The sequence below is a fragment of the Streptomyces sp. NPDC045678 genome (assembly GCF_056432085.1).
In genome coordinates this window covers 186,866-212,145 of sequence record NZ_JBWKJS010000002.1, presented here as the reverse complement: position 1 = coordinate 212,145, position 25,280 = coordinate 186,866, and the positions used below count along the sequence as shown (strand labels likewise).

Here is a 25,280-nt window from a genome sequence, read left to right as displayed (position 1 = left end):
CTCGGCTGCTACAGCAGGGGGTTCACCCCATGTGGACCGGTGCCGCGCCCTCGGCCGTCTCCTGCTTGCGGGCGTTGATGGCCAGCGCGGTGACGGCGAGACCGGCAAGGAACATGATCCCCGCGCCGACGAACGCCAGCGTGTAGCCGTGGGTCAGGGCGTCGGCCGCCCTGGCCACCAGGCCGTGGTCCTCCGTGGCCAGGCCGCGGTAGAGCGAGGCGGCCGCGTCGGGCAGCCGGTCGTCGGCCGCCGAGGTGGAGACGGTCGCGAGGACGGCGAGGCCCAGGGCGCCACCGATCTGCTGGGCGGTGTTCAGGAGCGCGGAGGCGATGCCCGTGTCCTGGTGCTCGACGCCGCTGACCGCGCCCAGCGTCATCGGGACGAAGCCCATGCCGAGACCGAGGGCGGTGACGAACATCGCGGGCATCAGGTGCCCGGTGTACGACGAGTCCGGGGTCAGTGTGGCGAACCAGAACATGCCGCCTGCCGCCACGAGCAGGCCGGGCCCGGCGATCGCGCGCGGTGCCAGACGCGTCACCAGCTTGGCGCTGAGCGCGGCGGCGACCCCCATGCCCAGGCTGAACGGCAGGTTGGCGAAGCCGGTCTCGACCGCGCTGTAGCCGAGGATCAGCTGCATGTAGAGGGTGAGGAAGTAGAAGGTGGCGATCATGCCGGCGCCGATGAACAGCATCGTGGCGAAGGACCCGGAGCGGTTGCGGTCCTTGAAGAGCCGTAGCGGCATCATCGGGTTCGCCGTCCGGCCCTGGATGACGAGGAAGGCGGCGAGCAGCACGGCGGCGACGGCGAAGCAGGACAGGGTCAGGCCGCCGGTCCAGCCGTGCTCGCCGCCCCGGGTGATGCCGTAGACCAGGGCGATCAGACCGCCCGTGCCGGTGACGGTGCCCGGCAGGTCGAGCCGGCCGGGGTGGCGCTCCGCCTCGACCAGCGTCTTCGTCCCGGCGAGGACGGCCAGGCCGATGGGGATGTTCACGAAGAACACCCACCGCCAGTCGAGGGCGTCGGTGAGGACGCCGCCGAGCAGCAGACCGACGGTGGCGCCGATGCCCGCCATGGCGGCGTAGACGCCCATCGCCCTGTTGCGCGGCTTGCCCTCGGGGAACGTGGTGGCGATCAGGGAGAGCGCGCTGGGCGCGGCGACGGCCGCACCGACACCTTGCAGGACGCGCGCGCCGATGAGCAGGCTCTCGTTCGGGGCGAGCCCGCCGAGCAGCGAGGCCAGCGTGAACAGGGCGATGCCGACCTGGAACATCAGCCTGCGGCCGAAGAGGTCCCCGGCCCGGCCGCCGAGCAGCAGCAGCCCGCCGAAGGCCAGCGCGTAGGAGTTGACGATCCAGGCCAGATTCGCGTCGGACACGTCGAGCGCGGTCTGGATGCTGGGCAGCGCGATGTTGGTGATGGTGCCGTCGAGCACCACCATGAGCTGGGCCGCGGCGATGACGAACAGGGCGAGGCCGAGGTGCCGGCGGCCGCCGGGCGGCGCGGCGGCGGTGTCCGCGGGCGAGGGTGTGGTGACAGCCGTGCTGTCAGCAGACATGAAAGAGCTCCAGGACGAGACGTGGACACATTCCGTCGGAACGGGAATCAGACCTGGAAGGCCTTCTTCCATTCCGGCGTGAGGGGCGACGGCGGCCACCGCGAAGGGGTGGTGCGCCGCAGCGCAATCCGAGCGGTGCGCCGGTGCAAATGCGGCCCGGCTCGGGACAAGTAAAAACACTAACACTCCAAAACCGCTGGTCGGGGCCGCAAAAAACAAATTCCGGCAGACCTGTCGGGTGACTTGACTTTTCGCTCGCTTTCCTAGGCCACCGACTTTTGACGGCTTTATGGATTCCACTTGCATTTTCGCTTCGGCTGTGAGCAATGACCGGGCCGGCGAAGGTGGTTGCTGTGCTCACACTTTTCACGAAAAGGCAACTCGCGCTAACGTTCACCCCCTGGACCGGGATCCTGGATCGGGAATGGGGGAGACAGTGGCCGTCGACATCGGGGTGTTCCTGCCGGTGCTGCACGCGGAAGGGCAGGGGCAGGCGGGGGAGATCGCCGCGGCGGCCCGCGGGGCGGAGGAGCTCGGGTTCGAGTCCGTGTGGGCGAGCGGCCATCTGACCGGGCGCATTCCGATGCTGGACGCGACGGTCACGCTCGCCGCGGCCGCCGCGGTCACCACCCGCGTCAAGCTCGGCTACGGCGTCCTGACGGTCCCCGCCCACCCGGTCGCCCACCTCGCCCAGCAGCTCCAGAGCCTCCAGTACCTCTCCGAAGGGCGGCTGTTGGTCGGCGCCGACACCGGAGGAAGCGCCTGGGCGCAGTGGCGCGGAGGCCCGCCCGACCCGCCCGTGTGGGCAGCGGCCGGAGTGCCGTACGAGGAGCGCGACGAGCGGACGGACCGCGCGCTGGAGCAGCTCCGAAGCCTGCTCGTCGCCTGCCCGACCGAGGTCGGCGTCGCCGCCGGGCTCACCCTCAGGCCGCGCGTGAACCGGCCGCCCTTCCTCATCGGCGGCGAATCGGACGCCGACCTGCGGCGCGCCGTCCGGCACGGCGCCTGGTTCCCGAACCTCGCCTCTCCCGCGTACGTCGCCCGCGTGCTGCCCCGCCTCGCCGAACTGAGCGCCGAGACGGGCCGCGTCGTCCGGCCCGCGGTGAGCGTCGCCGTCCCGTCCACCCTCGTCGCCCCCGGAACGCGCGCGCGACACGAGCCGCCCGCCCCGACGGTGCCGCGCCGCTACGGCATCGATGCCGAACGGGCGTCCGCGATGCCGGTCGACGGTACGCCGGAGCGGGCCGCCGAGAAGATCGTCGAGTTCGCACGAGCGGGCGTCGACAGGCTCGTCCTCAGCTTCCCCGAGAGCGATTGGCGCACCCAGTACGAACTGGCCGCCCGGGCCGCCGATCTGGCGCGGCGGGAGCTCCCGGTCCGGCGGACCGCCACCGCCGGCAACCGGACCGGCTGCGGAGGCTGGGCCCGGGTCACCCTCGACCTGGAACGCGAGCCGGCCACGTACGCCTTCCTCAACTCCCTCGGCACGGACGTCCTCGACCCCGGTCTCGCCGCGGCCCTGGAAGAGGGAGTGCGGGAAGGGCTCGCGGGCGAGGCCCGTACGGTGCGGGTGCACCGCGCCTGGGTGCACGAAGTCGACGCGAACGAGCGGGTGTTCCGGGAAGCCGGCCGCAAGGCGGTCACCGACGCGCTGGCCGCGGAACGCGCGGGCGGGCAGCGGTGACCGACCCGGCGCCGGCGACCTCGCTGTGGGGCAACCGCAACTACCGCATCTTCCTCGTCATCCAGACGCTCTCCGCCCTCGGGGACTCGTTCTCGTTCGTGGCCATCCCGCTGCTCGTGCTGCACAGCACCGGCTCGGTCGTCCAGATGGGTCTCGTCACCGGCCTGACGGGCGCCGCGTCGATCGTCACCGGACTCTTCGCCGGTGTGATCGCCGACCGGTTCGACCGGCGCAGGCTCCTGATGCTCTCCGACGTGGCGCGCTGTCTGCTGTACGCGCTGATCCCGCTGGTCTGGGTCTTCGCGACCCCGATGTGGCTGATCTACACGGTCGTTCCGCTCACCGGTGGCTTCGCGATGCTCTTCCAGGTGACGTACGTGACGGTGGTGCCCGCCATCGTGGAGCCCGGCCAGATCATCAAGGCCAACGCCCACCTGTACGGCTCCTACGCGGTGGCGACGGCCGGCGGGCCCACTCTCGCCGGCCTCGTCGCGGCGGCGTTCGGGCCCGTGGCCGCCATCGGCATCGACGCCGCGACGTTCGCCGTGTCGGCCGCCGGACTCCTCCTCGTCAAGCTGCGGCCGACCCCGCGGCCGGCCGGGGAGAGAGGGCAGGAGCAGCGGCGGGGCGCCGGACGCGGCGGTGTCCGCGGTGAGTTCCTCGCCGGCTTCCGCTTCCTGTGGGCGCACCCCGTGCTGCGCCCGCTGACCGTGCTGCTGTCCCTGTTCATCTTCCTCACGCACGGCATGACCGACGTGATCATCTTCCGGATCAAGGAGGACCTCGGCCACGGCGACGGCACGGTGGGCTATGTGCTGAGCGCGGGCACGATCGGTACGTTCCTCGCCTCCTTCCTGGTCGCCCGGTTGCGCAAGGGCCTCGGCTTCGGGCCGAGTTGGATCGGCGCCGTCACGCTCGCCGGCATCGCCGTCGCCTGTCTCGGGCTGACCGGGAGCGTGCCGGTGATCGGCGCGCTCTCGGCGACCATGCTGTTGGCCACCGGCGTCGCCGGGATCTGCTCCATGTCGCTGCGGCAGGAGGTGACGCCGGGCCACCTGCTCGGGCGGGTCACCGCCGCTTTCTGGACCACGCACTACTCGCTCGGACCTCTTGGAGCGGCCGCCGTCACCGCGGCCGCGGCCGGGTTCGGGGTGGCCGAGGTGTGCCTGGCCGTCGGCGCGGGCGTGGTGTGCGTGGCGCTGAGCGGGACGCTGACGGGGATCGTACGGGCGGAGCCGGCGGGGACTTCGTCCCCTACGGCTGCGGCGGGGACGCCCGAATCAGCGACGGAGACCGCCTGAAACCGGCTTCCCCGAGGGCCTACCGGGCGCGCGTCGCGCCGCTCGCGGCCTCCTCGTCCGGCGACGAAACCGCCGCCCCGCCCCGCCCGTTCCGCTTCTCGTCCCCGTGCCCCGGCCACCACGCCGCGTGCCCGATGAGCGCCGTCAGCGCCGGGGTGAAGATCATCGCCATGACGAACGCGGCGACGAGGATGCCGAAGGAGAGCGAGAAACCCATCTGGGAGAGCGTCGAGTTGCCCGCGAGCATCAGCGTCGCGAACGTACCCGCGAGGATCACGCCGGCCGAACCGATCGTCGGCCCCGAGTGGCGCACCGCCGTGCCCGCCGCGTCGTGCGGGGAACGCCCCTCACGGGCCTCCTCGCGCAGCCGCGACACCATGAGGATGTTGTAGTCCGTGCCGAGCGCGACCACGAACAAGTACATGATCACGGGCAGCATGAACATCAGGCCCGGCTGGCTGCCGATCCGCTGGAAGATCAGAGAGGTCGCGCCGAGCGTCGCGCCGAAGCCGAGCGCCACGGACAGCATCAGGTACCAGGGTGCGACCAAACTGTGCAGCAGCAGCCCGAGGATCACCATGATGGCGAGCGCGGCCACCGGGAAGACCACCGAGTAGTCGCGGTCGACCGCCTTGTTGATGTCGACGTACACGGCCGTGGTGCCGCCGACCAGCGCCTCCGTGCCGGACGGCGCGTCCTCGTGCGCGGCGGGGCGCAGCCGGTCCTTGACCGTCTCCAGGGCCTTGTCGGAGGCGGGCGGGTCCGAGAGGATCACGGAGTACGAGGCCGTCGTACGGTCCGGGCTCAGCCGCGGCGCCGCCACCTCGCCCACCCCGCGGACGTCGGCGAGCCGCTTGCGGAAGGCGGCGGCCCGCGGCTCCGCCACCCGTGTGCCGTTCGTGGAGGTGAGGTACACCGACGTCGGGTCGGTGCTGCCCGCCGGGAAGCCCTTCTGGAGGTCGTCCAGGGCGACCATCGACTCCTTGTCCTTGGGCAGCGAGGACCCGGCCAGGTCGAAGTTGGCCTTGTAGCCGAGCGCGCCCAGCGTGAGGGCGCCCATGAACAGCGCGGACACCAGCGCCCATACGGCCGGCTTGCGGGCGATGGACGCGCCGAGCTTGGCGAATCCCGTGCCCTGCGGCTCCCGTTGCCAGGTCTTGGACGGCCAGAACACCTTCGTGCCGAGGAGCGACACCACCGCAGGAACGAGGGTGAGACCGGCGAGCAGCGTCACGAACACCGCGATGGCCAGGGCGGGACCCATCGACCGCAGCATGCCGAGCGAGGACAGCGTCAGCGCGGCGAAGGCGACGATGACCGCGCCGGCCGCCGACGTGATCGCCTCGCCGACCCGCTCCACGGCGTGCACCATGCCGCTCTTGGGATCCTCGCCCGCGCGCAGCGCCTCCCGGTAGCGGAAGAGCAGGAACAGGATGTAGTCCGTGCCGACGCCGAACAGGACGACGGTCAGCAGCTCCTGGATGGACGAGTCGGCCTTCATGTCGAAGGCCTTGTTGGCGGAGGCGATCAGACCGGTCGCCATCGGCGAGATCAGACCGATGAGGACGACGGGCAGCAGCGCGATGATGGGGCTGCGGAAGATCACGAGCAGCAGCACGACGATGATCACGATCGTGCCGACGCCGACGAGCAGCCCCGCCTTCTTCGAGGCGTCGCTCTCGTCGAGCGCCTGCGCCGCGGAGCCGGTGATCCCCGCGGAGAGGTCCGTGCCCTTCAGCTCAGGACCGAGGTCGTCGCGCAACTGCTTGACGGCGTCCTGCTGCGCGGTGTCCTCGGGGTCGGTGATCTTCGGCATGGCGACGACGGAGGTCCGCACCTGCTTGTTGGGCGAGACCTCGCCCGGCACGACGGCCTGCACCTCGGGGATCTTCCGGTTCTGCAGATCCTTGGAGACGCGCGCCACGTCGGCGGAGTCGGCGGCCGTCAGCTTCCCGCCGTCGGAGCGCTGGAAGACGATGATCGCGCCGACGTTCTGCTGCTTGGGGAAGTCCTTCTCCTGGACGTCGGCCGCGCGAATGGACTCGTAGTGGTCCGGGAGGAAACTCGCCTCGTCGCTGCTGGAGGTGAGCTTCGGCGCCAGCGAGATCACGGCGCCCGCCGCGATCACCCACGCCAGGATGATCCACCAGGGGCGGCGCACCACGAATCGACCCAGGCCTGCGAACATCGGCTACTGCCTCTCCTCGCCCCCGAGGCAAACAGTCGTGTTCCGCCCAGGATCAACCGGAGCGGACGGCCCCGCCACCCGAGTGACTCGTTTCAGGCCACTCGTGACCGCGGCGGGGCGCCCGTGGCGCGGATCGCCGATCAGAAGTTGATCATGTGTCCGGCCAGGCCGTGCACCGCTTCCTTGACGGCCTCACCGAGGGTCGGGTGCGCATGGACGTTGCGCGCCACCTCGTGGACGGTGAGGTCCCACTGCTGGGCCAGGGTGAGCTCCGGCAGCAGCTCGGTGACGTCGGGGCCGATCAGGTGCGCGCCGATGATCTCGCCGTACTTGTCATCGCTGATGATCTTCACAAAGCCGACCGTGTCGCCCAGTCCGTGCGCCTTGCCGTTCGCCTGGAACGGGAACTTCGCGACCTTGACGTCGAAGCCCTTCTCCTTGGCCTGCGCCTCCGTCCAGCCGAAGCTGGCGATCTGCGGCTGCGAGTACGTCGCGCGCGGGATCATCGGGTAGTCGAGTTCCATCGTCTCGGCGTCCGCGAGGGTCTCCGCGGCCACCACACCCATGGCCTCGGCGGTGTGCGCGAGCATCAGCTTCGCGGTGACGTCGCCGATGGCGTAGATGTGCGGGACGTTCGTACGGCAGCGGCCGTCGACCTCGATCGCGCCGCGCTCGGTGAGCGCCACGCCCGTCGCCTCCAGGCCGAAGCCGGACACGTTCGGCGCGAAACCGATCGCCTGGAGGACCTTGTCCGCCTCCAGGACCTGCTGCTTGCCGTCCTTGCCCGTGACTGTGACCCGGACCTGCTCGCCGGACTCGTCGATCGACTCGACGCGCGTCGAGGTCAGCACGTCGATGCCGAGCTTGCGGTACTGCTTCGCCAGCTCCTTGGAGACGTCCGCGTCCTCCAGCGGCGCGACACGGTCGAGAAACTCGACGATCGTGACCTTCACGCCGTAGTTGTGCAGGACGTACGCGAACTCGATGCCGATGGCGCCGGCGCCCGCGATCACGATGGACCGCGGCAGCGAGTCGGCGAGGATCTGCTCCTCGTACGTCACCACGCGCTCGCTGCGGCTCGTGCCGGGCAGCAGCCGGGGCGTGGCGCCGGTGGCGATGATGCAGTTCTCGAAGCCGATCGTGGCGGTCGTGCCGTCGGACTTCGCGACCTGCAGCGTGTTCGCGTCCACGAACGTGCCCCGGCCGTCGAACTCCGTGATGCCGTTCTTCTTCATCAGGAAGTGGACGCCCTTGACCCGGCCGTCCGCGACCGTGCGGCTGCGGCTGAACGCCTCGCCGTAGTCGAAGGAGACCTGCCCGTCGACCTTGATGCCGTACGTCTTCTGCTCGTGCGTGAAGAGGTGGGCCAGCTCGGCGTTGCGCAGCAGGGCCTTCGTCGGGATACAGCCGACGTTGAGGCAGACACCGCCCCAGTACTTCTCCTCGACGACCGCTACCCGCTTGCCCAGCTGGGCGGCGCGGATGGCGGCCACATAGCCGCCGGGTCCTGCTCCGAGTACGACGACGTCGAAGCGGTCTTCCATGGGGAGGTCCTCTCTGGGTGGTACGGATCCGGTGGTGCGGATGGCTCTGCCCCGATCATCCGTCATGCGCGGGCCCGGGTGGTCGGCGGGTGAGGCACACCACAGGTCTCGACGGAGCTCCGCGGCGGGCGGGTGACCGGACGGGGGCCGGGCGGAGGAGGGGACAGGAGCCGGAGATGCCGCCAACCACCGTCAGCTGCACGTGCGTTGAAGATTCCGCGGTCCGTTCACCCGAACGTGGATCACCGGATAGTGTCGCGAGAAGGAACACGTTCCGTGAATCCCGCGGGAGAGGTGGAGAGCGCGCAGTGGCGAGCGACAACCAGTCCGAGACGGTGTCCGGGCCGTCCAACCCGTCCATCCCCTACGACGTCCCGACCTCGGCACGCGGCTACGGCTGGATGCTGGGCGGCAAGGACAACTACGAGATCGACCGGAAGTTCATCCTCTCCACCGTGCCCTCGTTCCCCGAGGTCGTCGACATCTGCCGGCAGAACCGCCAGTTCCTCTACCGCGCGGTGCGCCATCTGACGCGCGAGCGGGGCATCCGCCAGTTCATCGACATGGGCTGCGGCCTTCCCACCGACAACAACGTCCACCAGGTCGCCCAGCGCTTCGCACCCGACGCCCGCGTCGTCTACGTGGACATCGACCCGATCGTCCTCGCACACGGCCGCGCGCTGCTCGCCGACGACTCCTCCACCACGGTCGTCATGGGGGACATGCGGGACCAGGACACCATCCTGAACCACCCCGACGTGGCGCGCCTCATCGACTTCGACGAGCCGGTCGCCACGCTCTTCCTGTCCGTCGGGCATCACCTCGTCGACGCCGACGACCCGCACCGCGTCCTGCGCACCGTCATCGACCGCGCGGCGCCCGGCAGCTTCGTCGGCTTCTCGCAGGTCATCTGCGAGGACCCGGTCCGGGGCGCGGCGATGACCGAGCACATCGCCGGCGGCGGCGTGCCGTGGCAGACCCGCACGCCCGCCGAGGTCGACGTCCTCCTCGAAGGTCTTGAGCCCGTGGAGCCCGGCGTCGTCAACCTCGTCGACTGGCGGCCCGATCCCGGCCAGCCGGCCCTGGAGCCGGTCGACGCGGACCTCGAGCCCTACCTCGGAGTGACCGCCGCCAACAAGGGGATCTACGAGTACGGCGGAGTGCTGCGCAAGCCGCAACGGAACGGTTGACCTGGAGGGACCGACGTCCCACAATGACGATCATGATCCAGCACCTGACCGCCGCCGCACGGACGTTCAACGTCCCGTGGCGGCGCGGGTGCGAGCGGTCGGGCCGCTAGCTGTACGGAGCCCTGCTCCGCCGGCTGTACGGAGCCCTGCTCCGCGCCACCCCGCCCGTCCGCTCCCGCATCCGAAGGATCAGACCCGATGACTGTCGCACCCCAGCCCCACCCCACCACCACCCTGCGCGAAGCGCGCGTCCCCACCGACGGCATGTACGAGGGCCGCCGTACCCTGCGCCGCCTGCCCGAGGACTGGCAGGAGCGCCCGTACGAGCTCTTCGACGTCGTGCCCCAGGGCCGCGTCATAGGCGCCGAGATCCGCGGCGTCGACCTGGCCCGCCCGCTGACGCCCGCCCTGCGCGAGGAGCTGAACCGCGCCCTGCTGGAGTGGAAGGTCCTGTTCTTCCGCGGCGCCCGCATCACCTCCGAGCAGCAGCGCGCCTTCGCCCTCAACTGGGGCGACCTCGAGACCAATCCGCTGCTCGCGCGCGGCTCCGCCGACGACGTCGTCCGCTTCGACAAGGGCGGCAGCGCCACTCCCACCTACGAGAACGTCTGGCACGCGGACGTCACCTTCCGCGAACGGCCCGCGCTGGGTGCCGTGTTGCAGCTCCACGAGGTGCCGCCGTTCGGCGGCGACACGATGTGGGCGGACATGGCGGCGGCGTACGACAACCTTCCCGACACCGTCAAGGCACGCATCGACGGCGCCCGTGCCGTGCACGACTTCATCCCCGGCTTCGCCCGCTTCTACGGCCCGGACCGGCTCGCTCCGCTCCAGGACCGCTTCCCGCCCGTCACCCACCCCGTGGTGCGCACGCACCCGGAGACCGGGCGGCGCATGCTCTTCGTGAACACGTCCTTCACCACGCACATCGTCGGCATGGAACGCGAGGAGAGCGACCGGCTCCTCGGCTACCTCGTGCGGCAGGCCCACGTACCGGAGTACCAGGTGCGGTTCCGCTGGCAGGCGGGCGACGTCGCCTTCTGGGACAACCGCGCCACACAGCACTACGCCGTCGACGACTACGCCCCGCACCGGCGGGTCGCGGAGCGCGTCGCGATCGCGGGCGACCTGCCGTACTGAGCCGGTCGGGGGCCGGGGCTCAGGCCCCGAGCTTCGCCTCCCAGCGGATCTCGCCGGCCCGGACCACATCGGTGGCGGCGAGCCCCGCCGACCTCGCCACGGCCGCGGACGCCGCGTGGTCGGGATGCACGTGCGCCACGACCGTACGCACCTGCCGCTCCGCCAGCCACTCCACGAGTCCATGGGCCGCCTCCGACGCGAGACCGCGCCCCTGCCACGGCGTCCCGACCACCCAGGCGATCTCCGCGAGGCCCTCCGGAGCGACCGTCGCCTGCACCGTCCCGACCAGGCCCGGGCGGTCCTCGGCACGGAGCCGCAGCACCCAGTTGCACCAGGAGACACCGGGGTCGGGGGAGCCGGCGAGCATCCGGCGGTAGCGGGCGCGCAACGCCTCGACGTCGTCGGGTGCGCCGCCGATGAAGGTGTGCAACGACGGATCGCCGAGCACGGCGGCCATGTCGTCGGCGTGCTCGACGCGCAGCGGTACGAGATCGAGCCGGGACGTGCGGATATCGGTGGGGATCATGAGTGCATTGTGCCGACCCGCTGCACCGAGCCACCCTTGACCGGCCGATCTTGCGGCTCCTAGCCTCGCGCACATCGGACGCGGCAGTCGTACGTGCGCACTCGACGGAACTGGGAGCAGCTGATGACACAACCCCCCGGCACGCACGGCGGCGCCCTCGCCGGAGTCAAGGTGCTCGACCTGTCCCGCGTCCTCGCCGGACCCTACTGCGCCCAGCTGCTCGCCGACCACGGGGCCGACGTCATCAAGGTCGAACCCCCCGCCGGTGACGAAACCCGCGGCTGGGGCCCGCCGTTCGTCGCGCCGGACACCTCCGCCTACTACCGGAACCTCAACCGGGGCAAGAAGAACATCGTCGTCGACCTGTCCGTCCCCGAGGGACGCGACATCCTCGGCACCCTCCTGCTCGGCACCGACGTGCTCGTGGAGAACTTCAAGGCGGGCACGCTCGCCAAGTGGGGTTACCCGGACGAGGAGTTGCGCCGCCGCTTTCCCGCCCTCGTCCACTGCCGTGTCACCGGCTTCGGGACCGAAGGGCCGCTCGGCGGGCAGCCCGGATACGACGCGGTCCTCCAGGCCTACGGCGGCCTCATGAGCGTCAACGGCGAGGCGGAGGGACCGCCGTTGCGCGTCGGCGTGCCGGTCGTCGACCAGGTCACCGGCATCCTCGCCTTCTCCGGCATCCTGCTGGCCCTGCACGAACGCCACCGCTCGGGACTCGGCCAGCTCGTCGACTGCACTCTCCTGGACACCGTGATCAGCCTGCTCCACCCGCACTCCGCGTCGTGGCTCGCCGACGGCACCGTGCCGCGCCGCACCGGCTCCGCGCACCCCAGCATCGCTCCCTACGACGCCTTCGCCGCCGCCGACGGGCCACTCTTCGTCGCCGTCGGCAACGACCGGCAGTTCGGGGCGCTCACGGACGTACTCGACGTGCCCGCGCTGGCCCGGGATCCGCGCTTCCGCACCAACCCGGACCGCGTACGCCACCAGCGGGAGCTGCGCGCCGAGCTGGCGAAGGCCATCGAGGACCGGCCCCGCGCCGAGCTCACCGCGCTCCTCACGGCACGCGGCATCCCGGCCTCGCCCGTGCACGACGTCGCCGAGGCACTCACCGCACCGCAGGTGCGCCACCGCGGCCTCGTCGTCGAGGACGGCGACTACCGCGGGCTCGCCTCGCCCGTCTCCCTGTCCCGCACGCCGGCCTCGGTGCGGGCCGAGGTGCGGAGCGCCGGAGCGGACACGCGGGAAGTGCTCGCGGCCCGGGGGTTCGACGAGCGGGCGGTCGAAGAGGCGGTCGGACGTGGGGTGGTGCGGGCGGCCGTGACCAGGGACGACGCGTGATTGTCAGTGGCGGGTGCGAGGGTGTCGGGCATGACACCACTGCGACTGACCGACATCGAGACGGCGCTGCGGGGCAGTTGGGGAGCGGACACGGCCGACCCCCGCTCCGGTGAGACCTGGCAGCCGGACAACCCCGAGCGGAATCAGTGCGGCGTCACCGCGCTCGTCCTGAACGACCTGCTGGGCGGCGAGCTGATCCGCGCCGAGGTGCACGTCGACGGGGTGCGCACGGGCTACCACTGGTGGAACCGCCTGGACTCGGGACTCGACATCGACCTGACCCGCGATCAGTTCCGGCCGGGCGAGAACCTCACCGAGGGCGTCGCCGTCACCCGGCCGCCGGAGATCCGCCACTGCCGCGAGGAGTACGAACGGCTGCGCGTCCGGGTGCTCCACAGACTCGCCGAACGCGGCAGAGGTGTGCGGCCGGTGCCCGCTCACGCCACGTCGTAGACGTCCAGCCGCCCGCACATCCCGAACCGGCCGCGGGCCGCGGGCTGTTCGGCCCGCACCGTCGCCCGGGCCAGATAGCCGGCGTCGCCGCGCTCCAGCCGGTCGAGCTGGGCGCCGGTCGTCTCCGCCGCGGCGGCCGCACCGGCACGCCAGCGCTCCCGCCACGCCGCGGCCAGCGGCCGGGCCAGGGCGACGGCGGCACGGTGGAAGGCGTCCAGCGGCTCCGGGTCCCCCGCCTCGGTCGCCTCGCGGAGCGCGGTGAATCCCTCGACGGCCAGGTCGCGGCGGTGCCGGGCAGCGGCCACCAGCTCGGCCTCGCTCCCGTCGGCGGGCAGGGCGACGGCGGCGCGGTAGGTCTCGGGGGCGTCGAGCAGCGCCGGAGGCAGCGTCAGGACGGCGTCCCCGGCCTCGGGCAGCCCGCAGTTCTGCATGAGGACGTGGAGGGTGAGTCCGCCGTCGTTGACCAGGCGGTGGATGGTTCCGGGGGTGAACCACACCAGGGCGCCGGGGGAGAGCGGAGTCTCGCGGAAACCGTCCGCGGTCAGGGTCTGCACGGCTCCGCTCCCACCGGTGACCGCGTACCCCTCCGAACAGGTCAGGTGCAGATGGGGAGTTCCGCCGCGTCTGCCGTCGGCGGCCGGCCAGTCGTACACGCTCAGCCGTGAGACACCGATGCCGCCGGGGAGTCCCTCGTACGGGACGGGCATCGCTTGCGCTCGGTGCGGTTGGTTCACCTGGACTCCTCGCGACGTCGCTGGGGCTGGGTCGAAGCCGGGGCAGTGGTGCGGCTGTTGCGATGAGGGTGGGGCCGGTGAAAACACTACGGCCCCCGGTGTCGCCCGACACCGGGGGCCGCCCCGCGTCCCGGCCGCCTTCCCCCACGAAAGGTCACCGGGACTTCCCCTGAGTGTGGTCAGGGTCTGTGATCCCGTCAGAAGGTCAGTGCTGCACCCTCCCCGAGACCCGCCTTCATCGTGCACTGGTTGGCGAAGGTGCTGGACCAATTGACGTGCTTGCCGTTCCAGACACCGGCGACGGACACGGTGACCGGACGCCACTCCTTGGTACAGATGGCGTCGGACGAGGCGCCGACGAGGTGCGCGAACTGACCGTTGACCTTGGCGAGTTCGGCGCACGCCGCGGCCGCCGACGGGTGGGTTCCCCCGGGACGGGGCCCACAGGTGAGCGTCACGGCGCGCTCCACCGCCGCGGATTCGGCGTTCTCGCCCTGGCCGACCGTCAGCACGAGGGCGGACGGTGCGTAGAGGCTCTCCGCCTTCGGAGCCTCGGCCTGCGCGGTGCCTGCCGTCGCGGCGAGGACGCAGGTGGCCGCCGCCGCGGCTGCTCCTACGGCCTTGAGGGTGCGACGCATGGTGAACTCTCCTTCGATCGATGCGGTTGGTGACTGCGGTGAGGAGTCTTGCCGGTGCGGAGAGTGATTGCCATCCGGATGGTCGATTTCCGGATGTGGCGTTCCGGTGAGCGGTGACCGTACGCTCGTTCGGGCAGCTCAGGGGTGGTGGGAGCGGTCCCCTGTCACCTGTCCAGCATGTGGACGAGAGGTGATGGTATAACCGAAAACCAACGTCTGACCTGCGGAAACGCAAAATTGGTTCTTGCTTCGACTACTCGTATCGTCCGGAAATCATCGTTGAATTGCCCGTTGGCCATACGAATCATTGGCATTTCGGGGTCTACAGCCCTGGATTGGCGGCTGCTCCCTCGGTGCTGATCAGGAGGACGGTCGCGTCGGGTCCGACCCCCAGAACATCGCGGCGCTCGGCACTGCCCCTTCCGGTGAGGGCGGCGCGTACTCCGGCGAGGGAGGCGCCGCCGCACGGTCCGGCGGAGACGCCCAGCGCCGCCAGGTCGCGCACGGCGGACGTGCTGTCGGCGTCGGTGACGGCGACAGCCGCGTCGAGGCCGTCGCGGAGCACCGGCCAGGCCAGGGTGGAGGGTGTTCCGCAGTTCAGCCCGGCCATGACGGTGGTACCGGTCGGCACCTGTGTGAGCCGGCCGGCGCGGAGGCTCGCCAGTACGCAGGCGGCGCCCACGGGTTCCACCGACAGCAGCACGGGCCCCGCACCGCGGCCGCCGCGCGGACCCGCAGTCGGCCTGCCGCGGTAATGCGTGACCGCCGCCTGCGCGAGCGACCCCACGCCCACGGGCACGGCGACCAGCGCGGGCGACTGCGCACCCGCCGCGTCCAGTTGTGCGTCGATCTCGGCGAACAGGGTCGCGTACCCCTCGACGACCAGTGCCGGAATCTCCTCGTACCCGTCCCACGCCATGTCCTGGACGAGCACCGCGTCCGGCGCCGCCGCCGCGGCCCGCGCCTCGCCCACCGCCGCGTCGTACGACCCGGCCACCGCCGTGACCTCGGCGCCCTCCCCCTCGATGGCGGCCACGGCGGCCGGATGCACCCCTTCGGGCACGAAGACATGGGCGCGCCTGCCCAGTTGCCGGGCCATCCGGGCCACGGCCCGGCCGTGATTGCCGTCGGTCGCGGTGACGAACCGCAGTGTCCGCGTGCCGGTGGCCCCCGGCGTGCGGTGCGCGGCACACGCAAGGATCCGGTCGATCGCCCAGGACGCGCCGAGCGCCTTGAACGCGGGCAGGCCGAACCGAGAGGACTCGTCCTTCACGAAAACCCTGCCCACCGCCAACTCCGCGGCGAGCCGAGGCAGTTCACGCAGCCCGGTGGGTGCGTACCCGGGCAGTGACGTGTGGAACGCGCGGGCGTCCGGCGGGGGAGCGGCGCAGGTCCACGCGCGCGCGGCGGGCCGCGCGTACCAGGGGAGGGGTGAGGGAAGCGGGGAGAGGGGTTCGGCCGCGGAGATGTCGTTCTCTTGATCCGTCACGGCACCAGCGTGCGGTCAGCCCCGGGAGAACGCCAGCACGGCTGCCAGGTTCATCGGCTGCCGCGTCGACACATAGACGTACGGCGCGCCGCCCCAGGCGTCGGGCAGCTCGATGCGGAGCGCGGTGGGGACGTAGGAGCGCAGGAGCAACAGCGCGTACGGGTTCGCCCTGGCCGTGCGCCACTCGAAGGCCTCCCGTTCGTCGAGGATCTCCGTCGCACCCAGCGCCTCGATGGGGATGACCCGCTTGCCGACGACGAGGGACCCCGGCGTGACCAGGATGCGCACCCTGCCGTGCAGGTGCACCAGCGTGGCGGAGACCGCGATGCCGAGCGCGGCCGCGACCACCGCGGCGAGCGCACCGAAGGGGATCGCCGCCACGGCCAGCCCCGCTCCGCCGAGGGCGACCAGCCCCCACCAGGAGCGGGGGACGCTCAGCCGCTCTTCATAGATGTGCATGACCGCATCCTGGCAGGCAACCGCTCGGCGACCGGCGGGGGGTCGCCCACGTGTACCGGCAGGCAACTCTCGGCCGTCGATTCCCGTCATCGAAGGAGTAAGCGGGGCACATGAGTTCGGTGTGGCCCATGTGAGCCACGTGCACATGGGTGTGCCCCGATGTGTTTGATGGCGAGGAGAATCACGTTGAGACGTGTGCTGAAAGGGGCGACCGCCGCATTAGCGGTGTTCGCGCTCGCGGCGGTGTCGCCGGGCGTCGCCCATGCCGGGCCGACTGCCGAACCCCCGCCGACAGGACCGCCCCCGGCGCCCGCGTCGGCCGCGCGGGGCGGCGGCGGTGACGGTGATGGCCAGGGGCTGCCGGACGGCTGGCGGCTGACCGGCAGGGGTGAGGGCAAGGAGCTCGTGTGGGCCTCGCCCGACCCGGTGCCGATGGGGGACGCGCGGGTCGAGTTCTACTCCGGCGACCGGCTCCTCGGCCGGCCCGTGGCGGCGCGGGACGGGCGATCGTTCCGTCTGCCGCTGCACGGCGCGCGCCTCGGCCCCGCGCGACAGCTGAAGGTGCTCGCGGCCGGGCGCCGTCTGGACGAAGCCGGGTCCGGCGCGGAGTCGCGCACCCCGCGGCCCGGCCCGGCCGCCCGCCCCGAAGCGCTCCAGCCCGCCAACGCGGTCGACCCCGGAGTGCCGGGCCGCTACCGCACCGTCACCGGCTCGTACACGCTCAAGTCGGTGCGGCTGCCCGGCTTCCCGGAACCGGTGGAGATGAAGGCCGACGTGGTCGGCCCCGCCGACGCGCCCGGCAAGCGGCCGCTGGCCCTCTTCCTGCACGGCCGCCACTACACCTGCTACGGGCCCGACGGCGAGCAGGAGATGAACTGGCCCTGCGCGTCCGGTCTGAAGCCGGTGCCGAGCCACCAGGGCTATCGGGGCGCCCAGAAACTCCTGGCCTCCCAGGGCTACGTCACCGTCTCCCTCTCGGCCAACGGCATCAACGGCCAGGACCACCTCGCCGAGGACGGCGGCGCGCAGGCCCGCTCGTCACTGGTACGGCTGCACCTCGCCCGCTGGGCCGACTGGGCGGGCAAGCGGTCCGCCGCCCCGGACGCGGTGCGCGCCGTCGCCCCTGCCGACCCGTCCCGCGTCCTCCTCGTCGGCCACTCCCGCGGCGGCGAGGGCGTCGACCGCGCCGCCCTGGACAGCCTCTACCGTCCGCCCGCCGCCCAGGACGGCCACCGCGGTCCGGTCCGCTGGAAGATACGCGGCAACGTCCTCATAGGCCCCACCCTCTTCAGTCAGAACCCGGCCCCCGACGTGCCCTCCGTGACGATCCTGCCGGGCTGCGACGGAGACGTGTCCGACCTGCAGGGCGAGCTCTACGTCGACGGAACGCGGGGTGTCGGCCGCGGCACGGCTCTGCACAGCGCGGTGTACATGGTCGGCGCCAACCACAACTTCTTCAACAGCGAGTGGACGCCGGGCCAGTCGACGGCTCCCTCCGAGGACGACTTCTCGTCCGACACCCCCGACCCGGTCTGTTCGAAGGGTGCCAGGACCCGGCTGACGGCGCCGCGGCAGCAGGCCGCCGGTGCCACGTACATAGCCGCGGCGGCCCGGCTGTTCGTCGCGGGCGACGACCGGGTGCGCCCCCTCCTCGACGGCTCCGGCCGGCGTGCCCCCTCCGCGGACCCCGCGCGGGTGCTGACCCACGCGGTGGGCGCACGCCGTACACAGGCCCTGATGCCCGGCGCCGCCACCAAGGTCGAGGGCGGGCGGGTCTGCGCCCAGGTCGCGCCCGACGACGCCGACGCGTGCCTGCCGCCCAACACGGACGGCAGGTCACCGCACTTCGCGTTCTGGGAGTTCGCCCCGGAACCCGGCCGTGACGCGGTGGCCATGCGCTGGTCGAGAGCCGGGGCCCCGGTGCGGGTGAGTCCGGCGCGCCCTGTTTCCCTGGCGGGCGCCAAGGATCTGGCGCTGCGGATGATCGTGCCGCCCAACAGCAGCGGGACCCGCTTCGACGTCTCGCTCGTCGACGCCTCCGGCCATCGGGCCAAGCTCGGCAGGGCCGGCGTCGACGGACTGCCGGGCAGCGACCGCACGGCCTCCTACTGGGGCCGCGAGGTGCGCGTACCCCTGTCGACCACGGCCCGGGAGAAGCTGGACCTCAAGCGGATCAGGACCGTGGAACTCACGCCGCGCACCCGCTCCGGCAAGGCGTGGCTGATGGATGCCTGGGGCTGGCGCCCGGGTACGCCGGCCGTGAAGGCCGCGGAGGTGCCGCGGGTCGACATCGGCCGCCTGACGGTGCAGGAGGGCGACTCCGGAGTGCGCACCCACCGCGTCCCCGTCACGGTCTCCGGCAAGGGCAGCGGCAAGGTCCGGATCTTCGTGCCCGACACCGAGACGGGCGAGGTCGCGCACCGGATGCTGACGGTACGTCCGGGTGACCGCGTCGACGTGCCCGTCGAGATCCGCGGCGACACCCGCTACAACTACGACACGGAGCACGACGCGCTGGTCAAGGCGGTGCGTGGCGCGGTGGTCGGCTCCTACCGCGGCGGGGTGATGGCGCTGAACGACGACCCGGCGCCGAAGGTCACCCTCGAACCCGTCGCGGACCGGGTCTCCGAGGGCAAGGCCCTGACCTGGCGAATGACGCTGTCGGAGCCGGTCGATGTGGACATCATGGCCACCCTCTCCTTCCAGCCGGTCGACGGCGGCCCGGAGCTGACCACCCTGGACGTCGACCCGGAGTGGCTGGAGAACGAGCTCGGCTTGGAACCCCGACCGGAGAGGGCGCTGTCGAAGTTGGGTCAGGGGCAGGGCCTGTTCGTGAGCGTCCCCGCGGGCGAGACGACCGCCGAAGTCGGCATCCCCACCCTCAAGGACGACGTGAGCGAGCCGGAGGAGTCCCTCAAGGCCCAGCTCCACGTCTACGACACGGGGTGGCGGCCGCAGCCGGGCCCGGTGGTCACGGGCACGGTCCGCGACGCGTCGTAGGCAGTGTGTGCGATGGTCAACTCGGCTGCTGCTGAGCCGAGTTGACCGTCGAAGGGTGCGGCTCGCCGGCCTGTCCGGAGGCGAGCCTCGCCTTCGCCAGCGCGTGCGCCCGGTCGAGGGCGTCCTCCGCCGCGCAGGGCACGTCGGGACGTACGCCCGTGCCTTCCCAGTTGGTGCCCGACACGGGGTTGACGGACCGGCCCACCGGAATGGACGCCTCGAGGTGCGGATGCACGGTCCAGCCCTCGCGGGGGTGCGCACCACCGCTCGTCGTCTCGCCGACCACGACGGCGCGGCCCAACTGCTGCAGGTTGTAGGAGAGCTCCTCGGCCGCGGAGAAAGTGCGGGCGCTCGTCAGGACATAGAGCGGTTTGCTGCCGCCGAAGCGCGCGCCCGGCACGTGCGCCGGACTCCAGGACTGTTCGAGACGGTCGCCGTCGCGCCAGTACATGGAGTTCAGATGGGTGCGCCCGTCCAGCAGGTGACCGCAGACGAAGGCGACCGTGTCCGGGTCCCCGCCGGTGTTGCCCCGCAGATCGAGGATGAGGGCGTCGGCGGGCGCGACCAGGGTGAGGGCGGCCCCCAGCGCCTCGGCGGACCACGACAGCGGGAACAGGGCCGGAGCCAGTTCGAGCAGCGCGACGCGGCCGCCGAGCAGTTCTACTCGGGGCGCGCCGCCCAGCGAGGAGCCGAATTCCTCGCGCAACCTCGCCAGGGTGGCCGCACCCTGCTCCTGGGGCACCGGACCGGCGTGGTGCTTGAGGCGCAGGTGGAGGTCGCCGTTGAGGGACTGGAGGTCCGCCGTCACCAGACGCGCCAGATCGGCGGCGTCCTCGACGTCGTACGCGCCGTCCGCGAGGCGGCGTCTCAGCAGGGCGGCGAGCTCTTCGGCGGTCTCGGGGAACACGTAGTGATCCAGGAGGAGTTGGGCGGTCGCCTCGATGACAGGGGTGACGCTGAGGTGCTGCGTGGTGGTGGTCATGGCAGAGGAGTAGAGCAGGGCTCTTCCCAAAGCGTCAAGAAGATTGGACACTTGGCGCATGCCCGAGCAGCAACACGCGTCCGAGAAGCAGCACGAGTCTGAGAAACAGCACGAGTCCGAGGAGCAGCACGAGTCCGAGAGGCAGCACACGCCCGATCAGCAGCAGTCCCCACCGCACCAGACCCTCGCCATCGAGTCACCGGAACAGCACGCCGCGCTGGCGCACCCCATGCGGCAGCGCCTGCTCTTCCTGCTCGGCCACCGGCCCGCCACCATCAGCCAGTTGGCGGCGCAGCTCAGCACGGGCAAGGGCAACGTGGCCCACCACCTGAAGACGCTGCGTACCGCCGGACTCGTCCACGTCGCCGAGACCCGCAAGGTCAGAGGCGGCACCGAGCAGTACTACCAGCGGGTGGCCGCGCGCATGGACGTCGCCGAACCGCGCGCCGAAGGGACAGCGGCGATGCTCGGAGCCGTGGCGCAGGAACTCGGCAGGTCGGAGCGGACGACGCTGTCCCTGCGCCACGTGCGCCTCAGCCCGGACAAGGCACGGCAACTCGGCGAGACGCTGGCCCGGTTGGTCGACGAGACCGAGGAGGACGCGGAGGGGGAACCGGTGCACGGCGTGCTGGTCGCGCTCTACGAGCACGCGCGGCCGCCCCACGCGGGCTGACCCGGGCGCGCTCGGCAGAGCTCATTACAGTTCTCCCATGCCTGACCCCGCGACCCTCCCCGACCTGCGGCTCCTCCGCGCCGACCACGCGCCCGCGCTGCGCGCCTTCGAGGAGACCAACCGCGCCTACTTCGCGGCCTCCGTCCCCGACCGCACCGACGCCTACTTCCGCGACTTCGACGCGGTGCACCGCGCCCGCCTGGCCGAGCAGGCCACGGGTGACTGCTTCTTCCACGTCCTGGTGGCCGACGGGGGCGAGATCATCGGGCGGGTCAACCTGGTCGACGTGGCGGACGGCGGTGCCGAACTCGGCTACCGGATCGCGGAGAAGGCCGCGGGCCGGGGCCTTGCCACCTGGGCCGTCCGGCAGATGTGCGGCCTCGCCGGCACCGCGTACGGCCTCACCGGACTGCGCGCCGCGACGACGCTCGACAACCCGGCCTCGCAGACCGTGCTCACACGGGCCGGCTTCGCGCCGGTCGGGACCGTCCGCCTCGACGGACGCCCGGGGATCGGCTACGCCCTGACGCTCTGAGAGCCTGTCTTCGAACCCTTCGGCGCGGACCCTCCGGTGTGCCGAGGGCCCGCACCGGTCGTGGTCAGGCCGTGCGCGGCCGCGACTCGTGCAGCCGCGTGTGATAGCGGCCCTCCGACTCGTACCCCTCGGGATCCTCACCCGCAAGGATCACCTGCCGCACGGCGTCACGCTGCTCCTCGGGACTGGTGAAGAGCCGCTGCGTGTAGGTCCGCGAGGAGTCCGTCACGGTGTCCAGGCCGTGCGCCGCGAGGGTCTCGGTGATGCGCCCGTAGGGCACCGTACGCAACACGAACGCGCTGACCCAGACCGGCAGCCGTGCACAGTCGAGCAGCGCGTCGAAGGTGTGGTGCGAGATGTAGCCGATGCCTCCGGTGACCGTGATCAGGCCGGTGCGGGCCATCGCGCGACGCAGCCCGGAGCTGGGCGGATGCCGCTCCAGGTTCTCCGCGTACGCCTCGTCGAGCAGTCCCGCGTCCAGGGCGTAGCGTGTCGCGTTCGCCGCCATGTCCAGACCGATGACCGGCGTGGCGTCGGCGCGCCGCCGCGACGCGTAGAAGTCCTTGTCGCGCTCGATCATCTCGGGCGGCGTGAGCGAGGCGGCCTCGTCGCTGGTGTAGTGCGCGTACAGGTCGGCGAGCGTCAGGTCGTGGTTGAGCAGCGCCGCGTTGATGCCGTACGAGCAGCACAGGTCGAGGACGGTCACCGGGCCCTCGTCGCCGGCCGCCCGGGCGCGCAGGTCACGGGTGCGGCGGAAGACCGGTTGGGCCTGCTGCGGGATCTCGTACTCGAAGGGCGCCAGCGTCCGGAAGTACGCACGTGGGTCCGGCTGGTCGTAGATGTCGTCGAACCGGGTCTTGCCCGACGCGTTGCTTGTCCTGTGCCGGTCTGTGGCCATGGGGCACCTCCGGGAGCGAGGAAAGGGTCTGGGGCAGACGTGCACTCCTACCCGACCCTCGCCACCCCCGATAGACCTCGTGGCGGTATCCGGCCAAGGCACCGCCCCGCCGCGGACCCGGTCACCGTCCCGCTGACTACCCTGGAGACGATGTTCTCCTCCCAGGGTCCCACGCTGCGCGAGCTCGCCGTTCAGGCGTTGTCGTCCACCCGGCACGGGTACGACCTGCTCGCCCCCAAGTTCGACCGCACGCCCTTCCGTACGCCTGGCCGATTCCTGGCGGCGACGACCGACGCGCTGCGCCCCCTCGGACCCTTCGACGCGGGCCTCGACGTGTGCTGCGGAACCGGCGCGGGCGTCGAAGCACTGCTGCCGCTGTGCCGGGAGCGCGTCACCGGCGTGGACTTCAGCGCGGGCATGCTGGCCGCCGCGGCGGAAGCGGTGCCGCGGGACGCCGGAGGCCCGGACGGACCCACGGTCGACTGGGTACGGGCCGACGCCCGCGCCCTCCCGTCCTCCGGGCCCTTCGACGGCGGCTTCGACCTGGCCGTCAGCTTCGGCGCGTTCGGCCACTTCCTGCCCGCCGAACGCCCCGCCCTGTTCGCCGGCGTCCACCGGGCGCTGCGCCCGGGCGGCCTCTTCGCGTTCCCCATCGGCGCCCCGCAGCCCTTCACGTCACCCTGGTACTGGGCGCTGCTCGGCTTCGACGGCGTGATGCGCGTACGGAACCTCCTGTGGCGCCCGCCGTTCGTCATGTACTACCGGACCTTCCCGCTCGGCGGGGTGCGCGAGGACCTCGCGGACGCGGGCTTCGACGTGCGCCTGCTGCCTCTGGAGGATTTCGGACGCCGCCCGGACGGCAGCCCGCACTGGCGGCTGGTCGTGTCACAAAAGCGCTAGCACCTCCGTCTTCACCGTGAGACCGCGCCTCGTGCGCGCGGTCCGGACGAGGAGGCACGACATGTCGGAAGACCTGGCGGACAGGAACAAGGCCACGTTCGGCCGCCTGCACGCGGCGATGAACAGCCGCGACAAGGACGTCGTCGACAAGGCGATCGACGAGTTCTTCGCGCCGGACGTACGGGTCGGGACACCGGCGCCGGTCGAGGCGGCGGGGAAGCAGGCGATGAAGGACGTGTGGGGGCTGCTGCTGCGGGCCTTTCCCGATCTGCACGTCACGGTCGAGGACGTGGTCGCCGAGGGGGAGAAGGTCGTCTGCAGGAACACGGTGACCGGCACCCATCAGGGGCCGTATCTGGGGGTCCCGGCCACCGGGACATCCGTCAGGTACGAGGAGATCGTGATCGCCCGCTTCGTCGACGGGCGGGTGGCCGAGACCTGGGCGGTCGTCGACGTCCTCGCGGTCCTGCGCCAGATCGGCGCGATGCCCGGCGGGGGCGGGGCGGCCTGAAGCAGCGGCCGACGGCGGGCGCTACGCCTGGCCGTCGGCCGCCGCCCGCAGCGCCGCCACATCCAGCTTCTTCATGCCGAGCATCGCCTGCATGGCGCGCCGGGCCCGCTCGGCGTCCGGGTCGGTGAGGAGCTCGTTGAGCACCGTGGGGACGACCTGCCAGGACAGGCCGTACTTGTCCTTCAGCCACCCGCAGGGACCTTCCTCGCCGCCCTCGGAGAGCTTGGACCAGTAGTGGTCGACCTCGGCCTGGTCGGCGCAGGGGATCTGGAAGGAGACGGCTTCGTTGAACGTGAAGTCGGGCCCGCCGTTGAGCGCCGTGTAGGGCCGGCCGTCGAGGACGAACTCCACGGTCAGAACGGTGCCCGCCGGCCGCGGGCCGCCTTCGCCGTAGTACGAGATGCTCTTGATCTCCGAGTTGGGGAAGACCGATACGTAGAAGTTCGCGGCCTCCTCGCCCTGCAGGTCGAACCAGAGGCTTGGCGTGATCGTGGGCATGGCGCTCTCCTGTCGCGTACGCGGCGGTCCTGTCCGCCGTTCGTCTCTGCCGATGTGGACCGTCGCAGCGCCCGGAACTCATCGCCACACGGTGAACCGGTCACTCGCCTCCTCGTACGTGCGGCTCCCGCTCCAGTGCGATGCCGAAATGCCGCTCGTACGCGGCGAGCACCTCCGCCTCCGTGGTCAGTTCGAGGGTTTCGCGCTCACCGCCCACGGTCGTCGTCAGGGTGCGCCCGCTCAGGGTGACGCGGCCGCCGTCCGTGAGACGGGAGCAGACGAGCGACCGCGTGAAGTGCGAGTCGGGCGACGTGCGGTGGTACCAGGCGCCGGCCTTGAAGTCGGCCAGCGCGCGCGGACGCGGGTCGGCCAGGTACTGCCGCTTGCCGTCCTTGATGACGTCGAGGTCGCCGTCCGGGGTCTCGGTGATGCGGAACGTGCCCGCCGGGTCGGCCTGCTCGCCGCGGTCCGCGTAGGCGAGCGGCAGCTCGCTGTGGGCGCCGAAACCGACGTCCGCGAGCCAGTCGCCGCCGTCCTCCGTGCGCACGCGCAGGGCGAGGTGGTCGAAGGGGATGCCGACCTCCCCGGCGTCGTCGTACACCCGGGCCTGCAACAGCACGACGTCGAAGCCGAGGGCCGTGAGGAGTGCGGCGAAGGCGCCGTTGAGCTCGTAGCAGAAGCCGCCCCTGCGGGCGTCCACGACCTTGCTCACCAGGGCCTTGTCGGTGAGCTCGATGTCCTGGCCGAGGTGGATCGAGAGGTTCTCGAAGGGAACGCTGCGCAGATGCGCCCCGTGCAGGGCGTGGAGGGCCCGCGAGGTCGGGGCGGCGGGGCGCTCGGCGCCGATGTGCCGCAGGTAGGCGTCGATCTGTTCGGTGTCCATGAGCACCAGTGTGGTGGGGGGTGCGGTGTTCCGGCCACGGACCACGGACGGCGCCGCCGCCCTCCGTCGGTCCTAGGACTTCGGTAGGACGTCGTCGACGAGGGCGGACGGTGTCGACCGGCGCGCCGGCGCCTGCGTCCCGGGCGTGCACCGCG

Annotated in this window: 23 protein-coding genes; 11 read left to right on the top strand and 12 right to left on the bottom strand. The window is 71.7% G+C overall.

Features of this window, described 5'->3' with window-relative positions:
* Positions 1–22: 22 nt before the first annotated feature.
* Positions 23–1,555: an MFS transporter gene (locus tag AC07DO_RS07560; protein ID WP_479057720.1), complete on the bottom strand. Its 1,533-nt coding sequence runs from the start codon at positions 1,553–1,555 to the stop codon at positions 23–25.
* 424 nt (positions 1,556–1,979) lie between these two features.
* Between AC07DO_RS07560 and AC07DO_RS07555 the strand changes: the two genes are divergently transcribed.
* Both AC07DO_RS07555 and AC07DO_RS07550 read left to right on the top strand, forming a co-directional pair.
* The gene (locus AC07DO_RS07555) at positions 1,980–3,239 is read left to right on the top strand and encodes an LLM class flavin-dependent oxidoreductase (protein WP_479057719.1); all 1,260 of its coding nucleotides are present in this window, start codon (positions 1,980–1,982) and stop codon (positions 3,237–3,239) included.
* Positions 3,236–4,540 (top strand): MFS transporter, encoded by a 1,305-nt coding sequence (locus tag AC07DO_RS07550; protein ID WP_479057718.1) that lies wholly within the window; start codon positions 3,236–3,238, stop codon positions 4,538–4,540. Before AC07DO_RS07555 ends, AC07DO_RS07550 begins: the two co-directional genes overlap by 4 nt.
* A 19-nt stretch (positions 4,541–4,559) precedes the next feature.
* Here the strand turns inward: AC07DO_RS07550 and AC07DO_RS07545 are convergent, their stop codons facing one another.
* Both AC07DO_RS07545 and lpdA read right to left on the bottom strand, forming a co-directional pair.
* Positions 4,560–6,728: an MMPL family transporter gene (locus AC07DO_RS07545; protein ID WP_479057717.1), complete on the bottom strand. Its 2,169-nt coding sequence runs from the start codon at positions 6,726–6,728 to the stop codon at positions 4,560–4,562.
* A gap of 140 nt (positions 6,729–6,868) precedes the next feature.
* Positions 6,869–8,272, bottom strand: coding sequence for a dihydrolipoyl dehydrogenase (gene lpdA / locus AC07DO_RS07540; RefSeq protein ID WP_479057716.1), 1,404 nt, complete (start codon positions 8,270–8,272; stop codon positions 6,869–6,871).
* A 308-nt stretch (positions 8,273–8,580) separates the two neighbouring features.
* On the opposite strand from lpdA, the gene AC07DO_RS07535 reads away from it, so the two are divergent.
* Positions 8,581–9,462 carry an SAM-dependent methyltransferase gene (locus tag AC07DO_RS07535; protein ID WP_479057715.1) on the top strand — a complete coding sequence of 294 codons (882 nt, stop codon included), beginning with the start codon at positions 8,581–8,583 and terminating at the stop codon, positions 9,460–9,462.
* A 264-nt stretch (positions 9,463–9,726) separates the two neighbouring features.
* Positions 9,727–10,602: a TauD/TfdA dioxygenase family protein gene (locus AC07DO_RS07530; protein ID WP_479058556.1), complete on the top strand. Its 876-nt coding sequence runs from the start codon at positions 9,727–9,729 to the stop codon at positions 10,600–10,602.
* A gap of 19 nt (positions 10,603–10,621) precedes the next feature.
* Here AC07DO_RS07530 and AC07DO_RS07525 read toward each other — a convergent pair whose 3' ends face one another.
* The gene (locus AC07DO_RS07525; RefSeq protein ID WP_479057714.1) at positions 10,622–11,128 is read right to left on the bottom strand and encodes a GNAT family N-acetyltransferase; all 507 of its coding nucleotides are present in this window, start codon (positions 11,126–11,128) and stop codon (positions 10,622–10,624) included.
* 123 nt (positions 11,129–11,251) lie between these two features.
* Here AC07DO_RS07525 and AC07DO_RS07520 point away from each other — a divergent pair, with 123 nt between their 5' ends.
* Positions 11,252–12,472: a CaiB/BaiF CoA transferase family protein gene (locus AC07DO_RS07520; RefSeq protein ID WP_479057713.1), complete on the top strand. Its 1,221-nt coding sequence runs from the start codon at positions 11,252–11,254 to the stop codon at positions 12,470–12,472.
* A gap of 30 nt (positions 12,473–12,502) precedes the next feature.
* A complete protein-coding gene (locus tag AC07DO_RS07515) occupies positions 12,503–12,925 on the top strand; it encodes a YunG family protein (RefSeq protein WP_479057712.1) in 423 nt (140 codons plus the stop codon).
* Here AC07DO_RS07515 and AC07DO_RS07510 read toward each other — a convergent pair.
* From AC07DO_RS07510 to AC07DO_RS07495, 4 genes are all read right to left on the bottom strand, one after another.
* Complete coding sequence (locus AC07DO_RS07510) at positions 12,910–13,632, bottom strand: cupin domain-containing protein (protein WP_479058554.1); 723 nt, start codon at positions 13,630–13,632, stop codon at positions 12,910–12,912. The genes AC07DO_RS07515 and AC07DO_RS07510 overlap by 16 nt on opposite strands.
* 224 nt (positions 13,633–13,856) lie before the next feature.
* Entirely contained in the window at positions 13,857–14,297 is a 441-nt protein-coding gene (locus AC07DO_RS07505) for an SSI family serine proteinase inhibitor (RefSeq protein WP_479057711.1), read from the bottom strand.
* 322 nt (positions 14,298–14,619) lie between these two features.
* On the bottom strand, positions 14,620–15,786 hold the full coding sequence (locus AC07DO_RS07500) for a diaminopropionate ammonia-lyase (RefSeq protein WP_479057710.1): 1,167 nt from the start codon (positions 15,784–15,786) through the stop codon (positions 14,620–14,622).
* 15 nt (positions 15,787–15,801) lie between these two features.
* The gene (locus tag AC07DO_RS07495; RefSeq protein ID WP_479057709.1) at positions 15,802–16,245 is read right to left on the bottom strand and encodes a DUF3093 domain-containing protein; all 444 of its coding nucleotides are present in this window, start codon (positions 16,243–16,245) and stop codon (positions 15,802–15,804) included.
* A gap of 186 nt (positions 16,246–16,431) precedes the next feature.
* On the opposite strand from AC07DO_RS07495, the gene AC07DO_RS07490 reads away from it, so the two are divergent.
* Positions 16,432–19,245, top strand: coding sequence for an alpha/beta hydrolase family protein (locus AC07DO_RS07490; RefSeq protein WP_479057708.1), 2,814 nt, complete (start codon positions 16,432–16,434; stop codon positions 19,243–19,245).
* Between the two features lie 16 nt (positions 19,246–19,261).
* Here the strand turns inward: AC07DO_RS07490 and AC07DO_RS07485 are convergent, their stop codons facing one another.
* On the bottom strand, positions 19,262–20,227 hold the full coding sequence (locus tag AC07DO_RS07485; protein ID WP_479057707.1) for a S41 family peptidase: 966 nt from the start codon (positions 20,225–20,227) through the stop codon (positions 19,262–19,264).
* 58 nt (positions 20,228–20,285) lie between these two features.
* Between AC07DO_RS07485 and AC07DO_RS07480 the strand changes: the two genes are divergently transcribed.
* Together AC07DO_RS07480 and AC07DO_RS07475 are read left to right on the top strand one after the other, a co-directional pair.
* A complete protein-coding gene (locus tag AC07DO_RS07480; RefSeq protein WP_479057706.1) occupies positions 20,286–20,900 on the top strand; it encodes an ArsR/SmtB family transcription factor in 615 nt (204 codons plus the stop codon).
* Between the two features lie 37 nt (positions 20,901–20,937).
* Positions 20,938–21,435, top strand: a complete 498-nt coding sequence (locus tag AC07DO_RS07475; protein WP_479057705.1) for a GNAT family N-acetyltransferase — start codon at positions 20,938–20,940, stop codon at positions 21,433–21,435.
* A 64-nt stretch (positions 21,436–21,499) separates the two neighbouring features.
* Here the strand turns inward: AC07DO_RS07475 and AC07DO_RS07470 are convergent, their stop codons facing one another.
* Positions 21,500–22,333: a hypothetical protein gene (locus tag AC07DO_RS07470; RefSeq protein WP_479057704.1), complete on the bottom strand. Its 834-nt coding sequence runs from the start codon at positions 22,331–22,333 to the stop codon at positions 21,500–21,502.
* Between the two features lie 150 nt (positions 22,334–22,483).
* On the opposite strand from AC07DO_RS07470, the gene AC07DO_RS07465 reads away from it, so the two are divergent.
* Together AC07DO_RS07465 and AC07DO_RS07460 are read left to right on the top strand one after the other, a co-directional pair.
* On the top strand, positions 22,484–23,233 hold the full coding sequence (locus tag AC07DO_RS07465; RefSeq protein ID WP_479057703.1) for a class I SAM-dependent methyltransferase: 750 nt from the start codon (positions 22,484–22,486) through the stop codon (positions 23,231–23,233).
* A 61-nt stretch (positions 23,234–23,294) separates the two neighbouring features.
* Positions 23,295–23,744 (top strand): ester cyclase, encoded by a 450-nt coding sequence (locus tag AC07DO_RS07460; RefSeq protein WP_479057702.1) that lies wholly within the window; start codon positions 23,295–23,297, stop codon positions 23,742–23,744.
* Between the two features lie 21 nt (positions 23,745–23,765).
* Here the strand turns inward: AC07DO_RS07460 and AC07DO_RS07455 are convergent, their stop codons facing one another.
* A complete protein-coding gene (locus AC07DO_RS07455; RefSeq protein WP_479057701.1) occupies positions 23,766–24,242 on the bottom strand; it encodes a VOC family protein in 477 nt (158 codons plus the stop codon).
* A 100-nt stretch (positions 24,243–24,342) separates the two neighbouring features.
* Positions 24,343–25,125 carry an arylamine N-acetyltransferase family protein gene (locus AC07DO_RS07450; RefSeq protein WP_479057700.1) on the bottom strand — a complete coding sequence of 261 codons (783 nt, stop codon included), beginning with the start codon at positions 25,123–25,125 and terminating at the stop codon, positions 24,343–24,345.
* Between the last annotated feature and the right edge of the window lie 155 nt (positions 25,126–25,280).

Excerpts from the sequence above, each read along its gene's own strand:
- AC07DO_RS07525 (WP_479057714.1), bottom strand. The coding sequence starts at position 11,128 with ATGATCCCCACCGATATCCGCACGTCCCGGCTCGATCTCGTACCGCTG.
- AC07DO_RS07495 (WP_479057709.1), bottom strand. The coding sequence starts at position 16,245 with ATGCACATCTATGAAGAGCGGCTGAGCGTCCCCCGCTCCTGGTGGGGG.
- AC07DO_RS07480 (WP_479057706.1), top strand. The coding sequence starts at position 20,286 with ATGCCCGAGCAGCAACACGCGTCCGAGAAGCAGCACGAGTCTGAGAAA.
- AC07DO_RS07505 (WP_479057711.1), bottom strand. The coding sequence starts at position 14,297 with ATGCGTCGCACCCTCAAGGCCGTAGGAGCAGCCGCGGCGGCGGCCACC.
- AC07DO_RS07470 (WP_479057704.1), bottom strand. The coding sequence starts at position 22,333 with ATGGCCACAGACCGGCACAGGACAAGCAACGCGTCGGGCAAGACCCGG.
- AC07DO_RS07515 (WP_479057712.1), top strand. The coding sequence starts at position 12,503 with ATGACACCACTGCGACTGACCGACATCGAGACGGCGCTGCGGGGCAGT.
- AC07DO_RS07455 (WP_479057701.1), bottom strand. The coding sequence starts at position 24,242 with ATGCCCACGATCACGCCAAGCCTCTGGTTCGACCTGCAGGGCGAGGAG.
- AC07DO_RS07475 (WP_479057705.1), top strand. The coding sequence starts at position 20,938 with ATGCCTGACCCCGCGACCCTCCCCGACCTGCGGCTCCTCCGCGCCGAC.
- AC07DO_RS07510 (WP_479058554.1), bottom strand. The coding sequence starts at position 13,632 with ATGCCCGTCCCGTACGAGGGACTCCCCGGCGGCATCGGTGTCTCACGG.
- lpdA (WP_479057716.1), bottom strand. The coding sequence starts at position 8,272 with ATGGAAGACCGCTTCGACGTCGTCGTACTCGGAGCAGGACCCGGCGGC.
- AC07DO_RS07530 (WP_479058556.1), top strand. The coding sequence starts at position 9,727 with ATGTACGAGGGCCGCCGTACCCTGCGCCGCCTGCCCGAGGACTGGCAG.
- AC07DO_RS07485 (WP_479057707.1), bottom strand. The coding sequence starts at position 20,227 with ATGACCACCACCACGCAGCACCTCAGCGTCACCCCTGTCATCGAGGCG.
- AC07DO_RS07520 (WP_479057713.1), top strand. The coding sequence starts at position 11,252 with ATGACACAACCCCCCGGCACGCACGGCGGCGCCCTCGCCGGAGTCAAG.
- AC07DO_RS07560 (WP_479057720.1), bottom strand. The coding sequence starts at position 1,555 with ATGTCTGCTGACAGCACGGCTGTCACCACACCCTCGCCCGCGGACACC.
- AC07DO_RS07545 (WP_479057717.1), bottom strand. The coding sequence starts at position 6,728 with ATGTTCGCAGGCCTGGGTCGATTCGTGGTGCGCCGCCCCTGGTGGATC.
- AC07DO_RS07450 (WP_479057700.1), bottom strand. The coding sequence starts at position 25,125 with ATGGACACCGAACAGATCGACGCCTACCTGCGGCACATCGGCGCCGAG.
- AC07DO_RS07465 (WP_479057703.1), top strand. The coding sequence starts at position 22,484 with ATGTTCTCCTCCCAGGGTCCCACGCTGCGCGAGCTCGCCGTTCAGGCG.
- AC07DO_RS07460 (WP_479057702.1), top strand. The coding sequence starts at position 23,295 with ATGTCGGAAGACCTGGCGGACAGGAACAAGGCCACGTTCGGCCGCCTG.
- AC07DO_RS07555 (WP_479057719.1), top strand. The coding sequence starts at position 1,980 with ATGGGGGAGACAGTGGCCGTCGACATCGGGGTGTTCCTGCCGGTGCTG.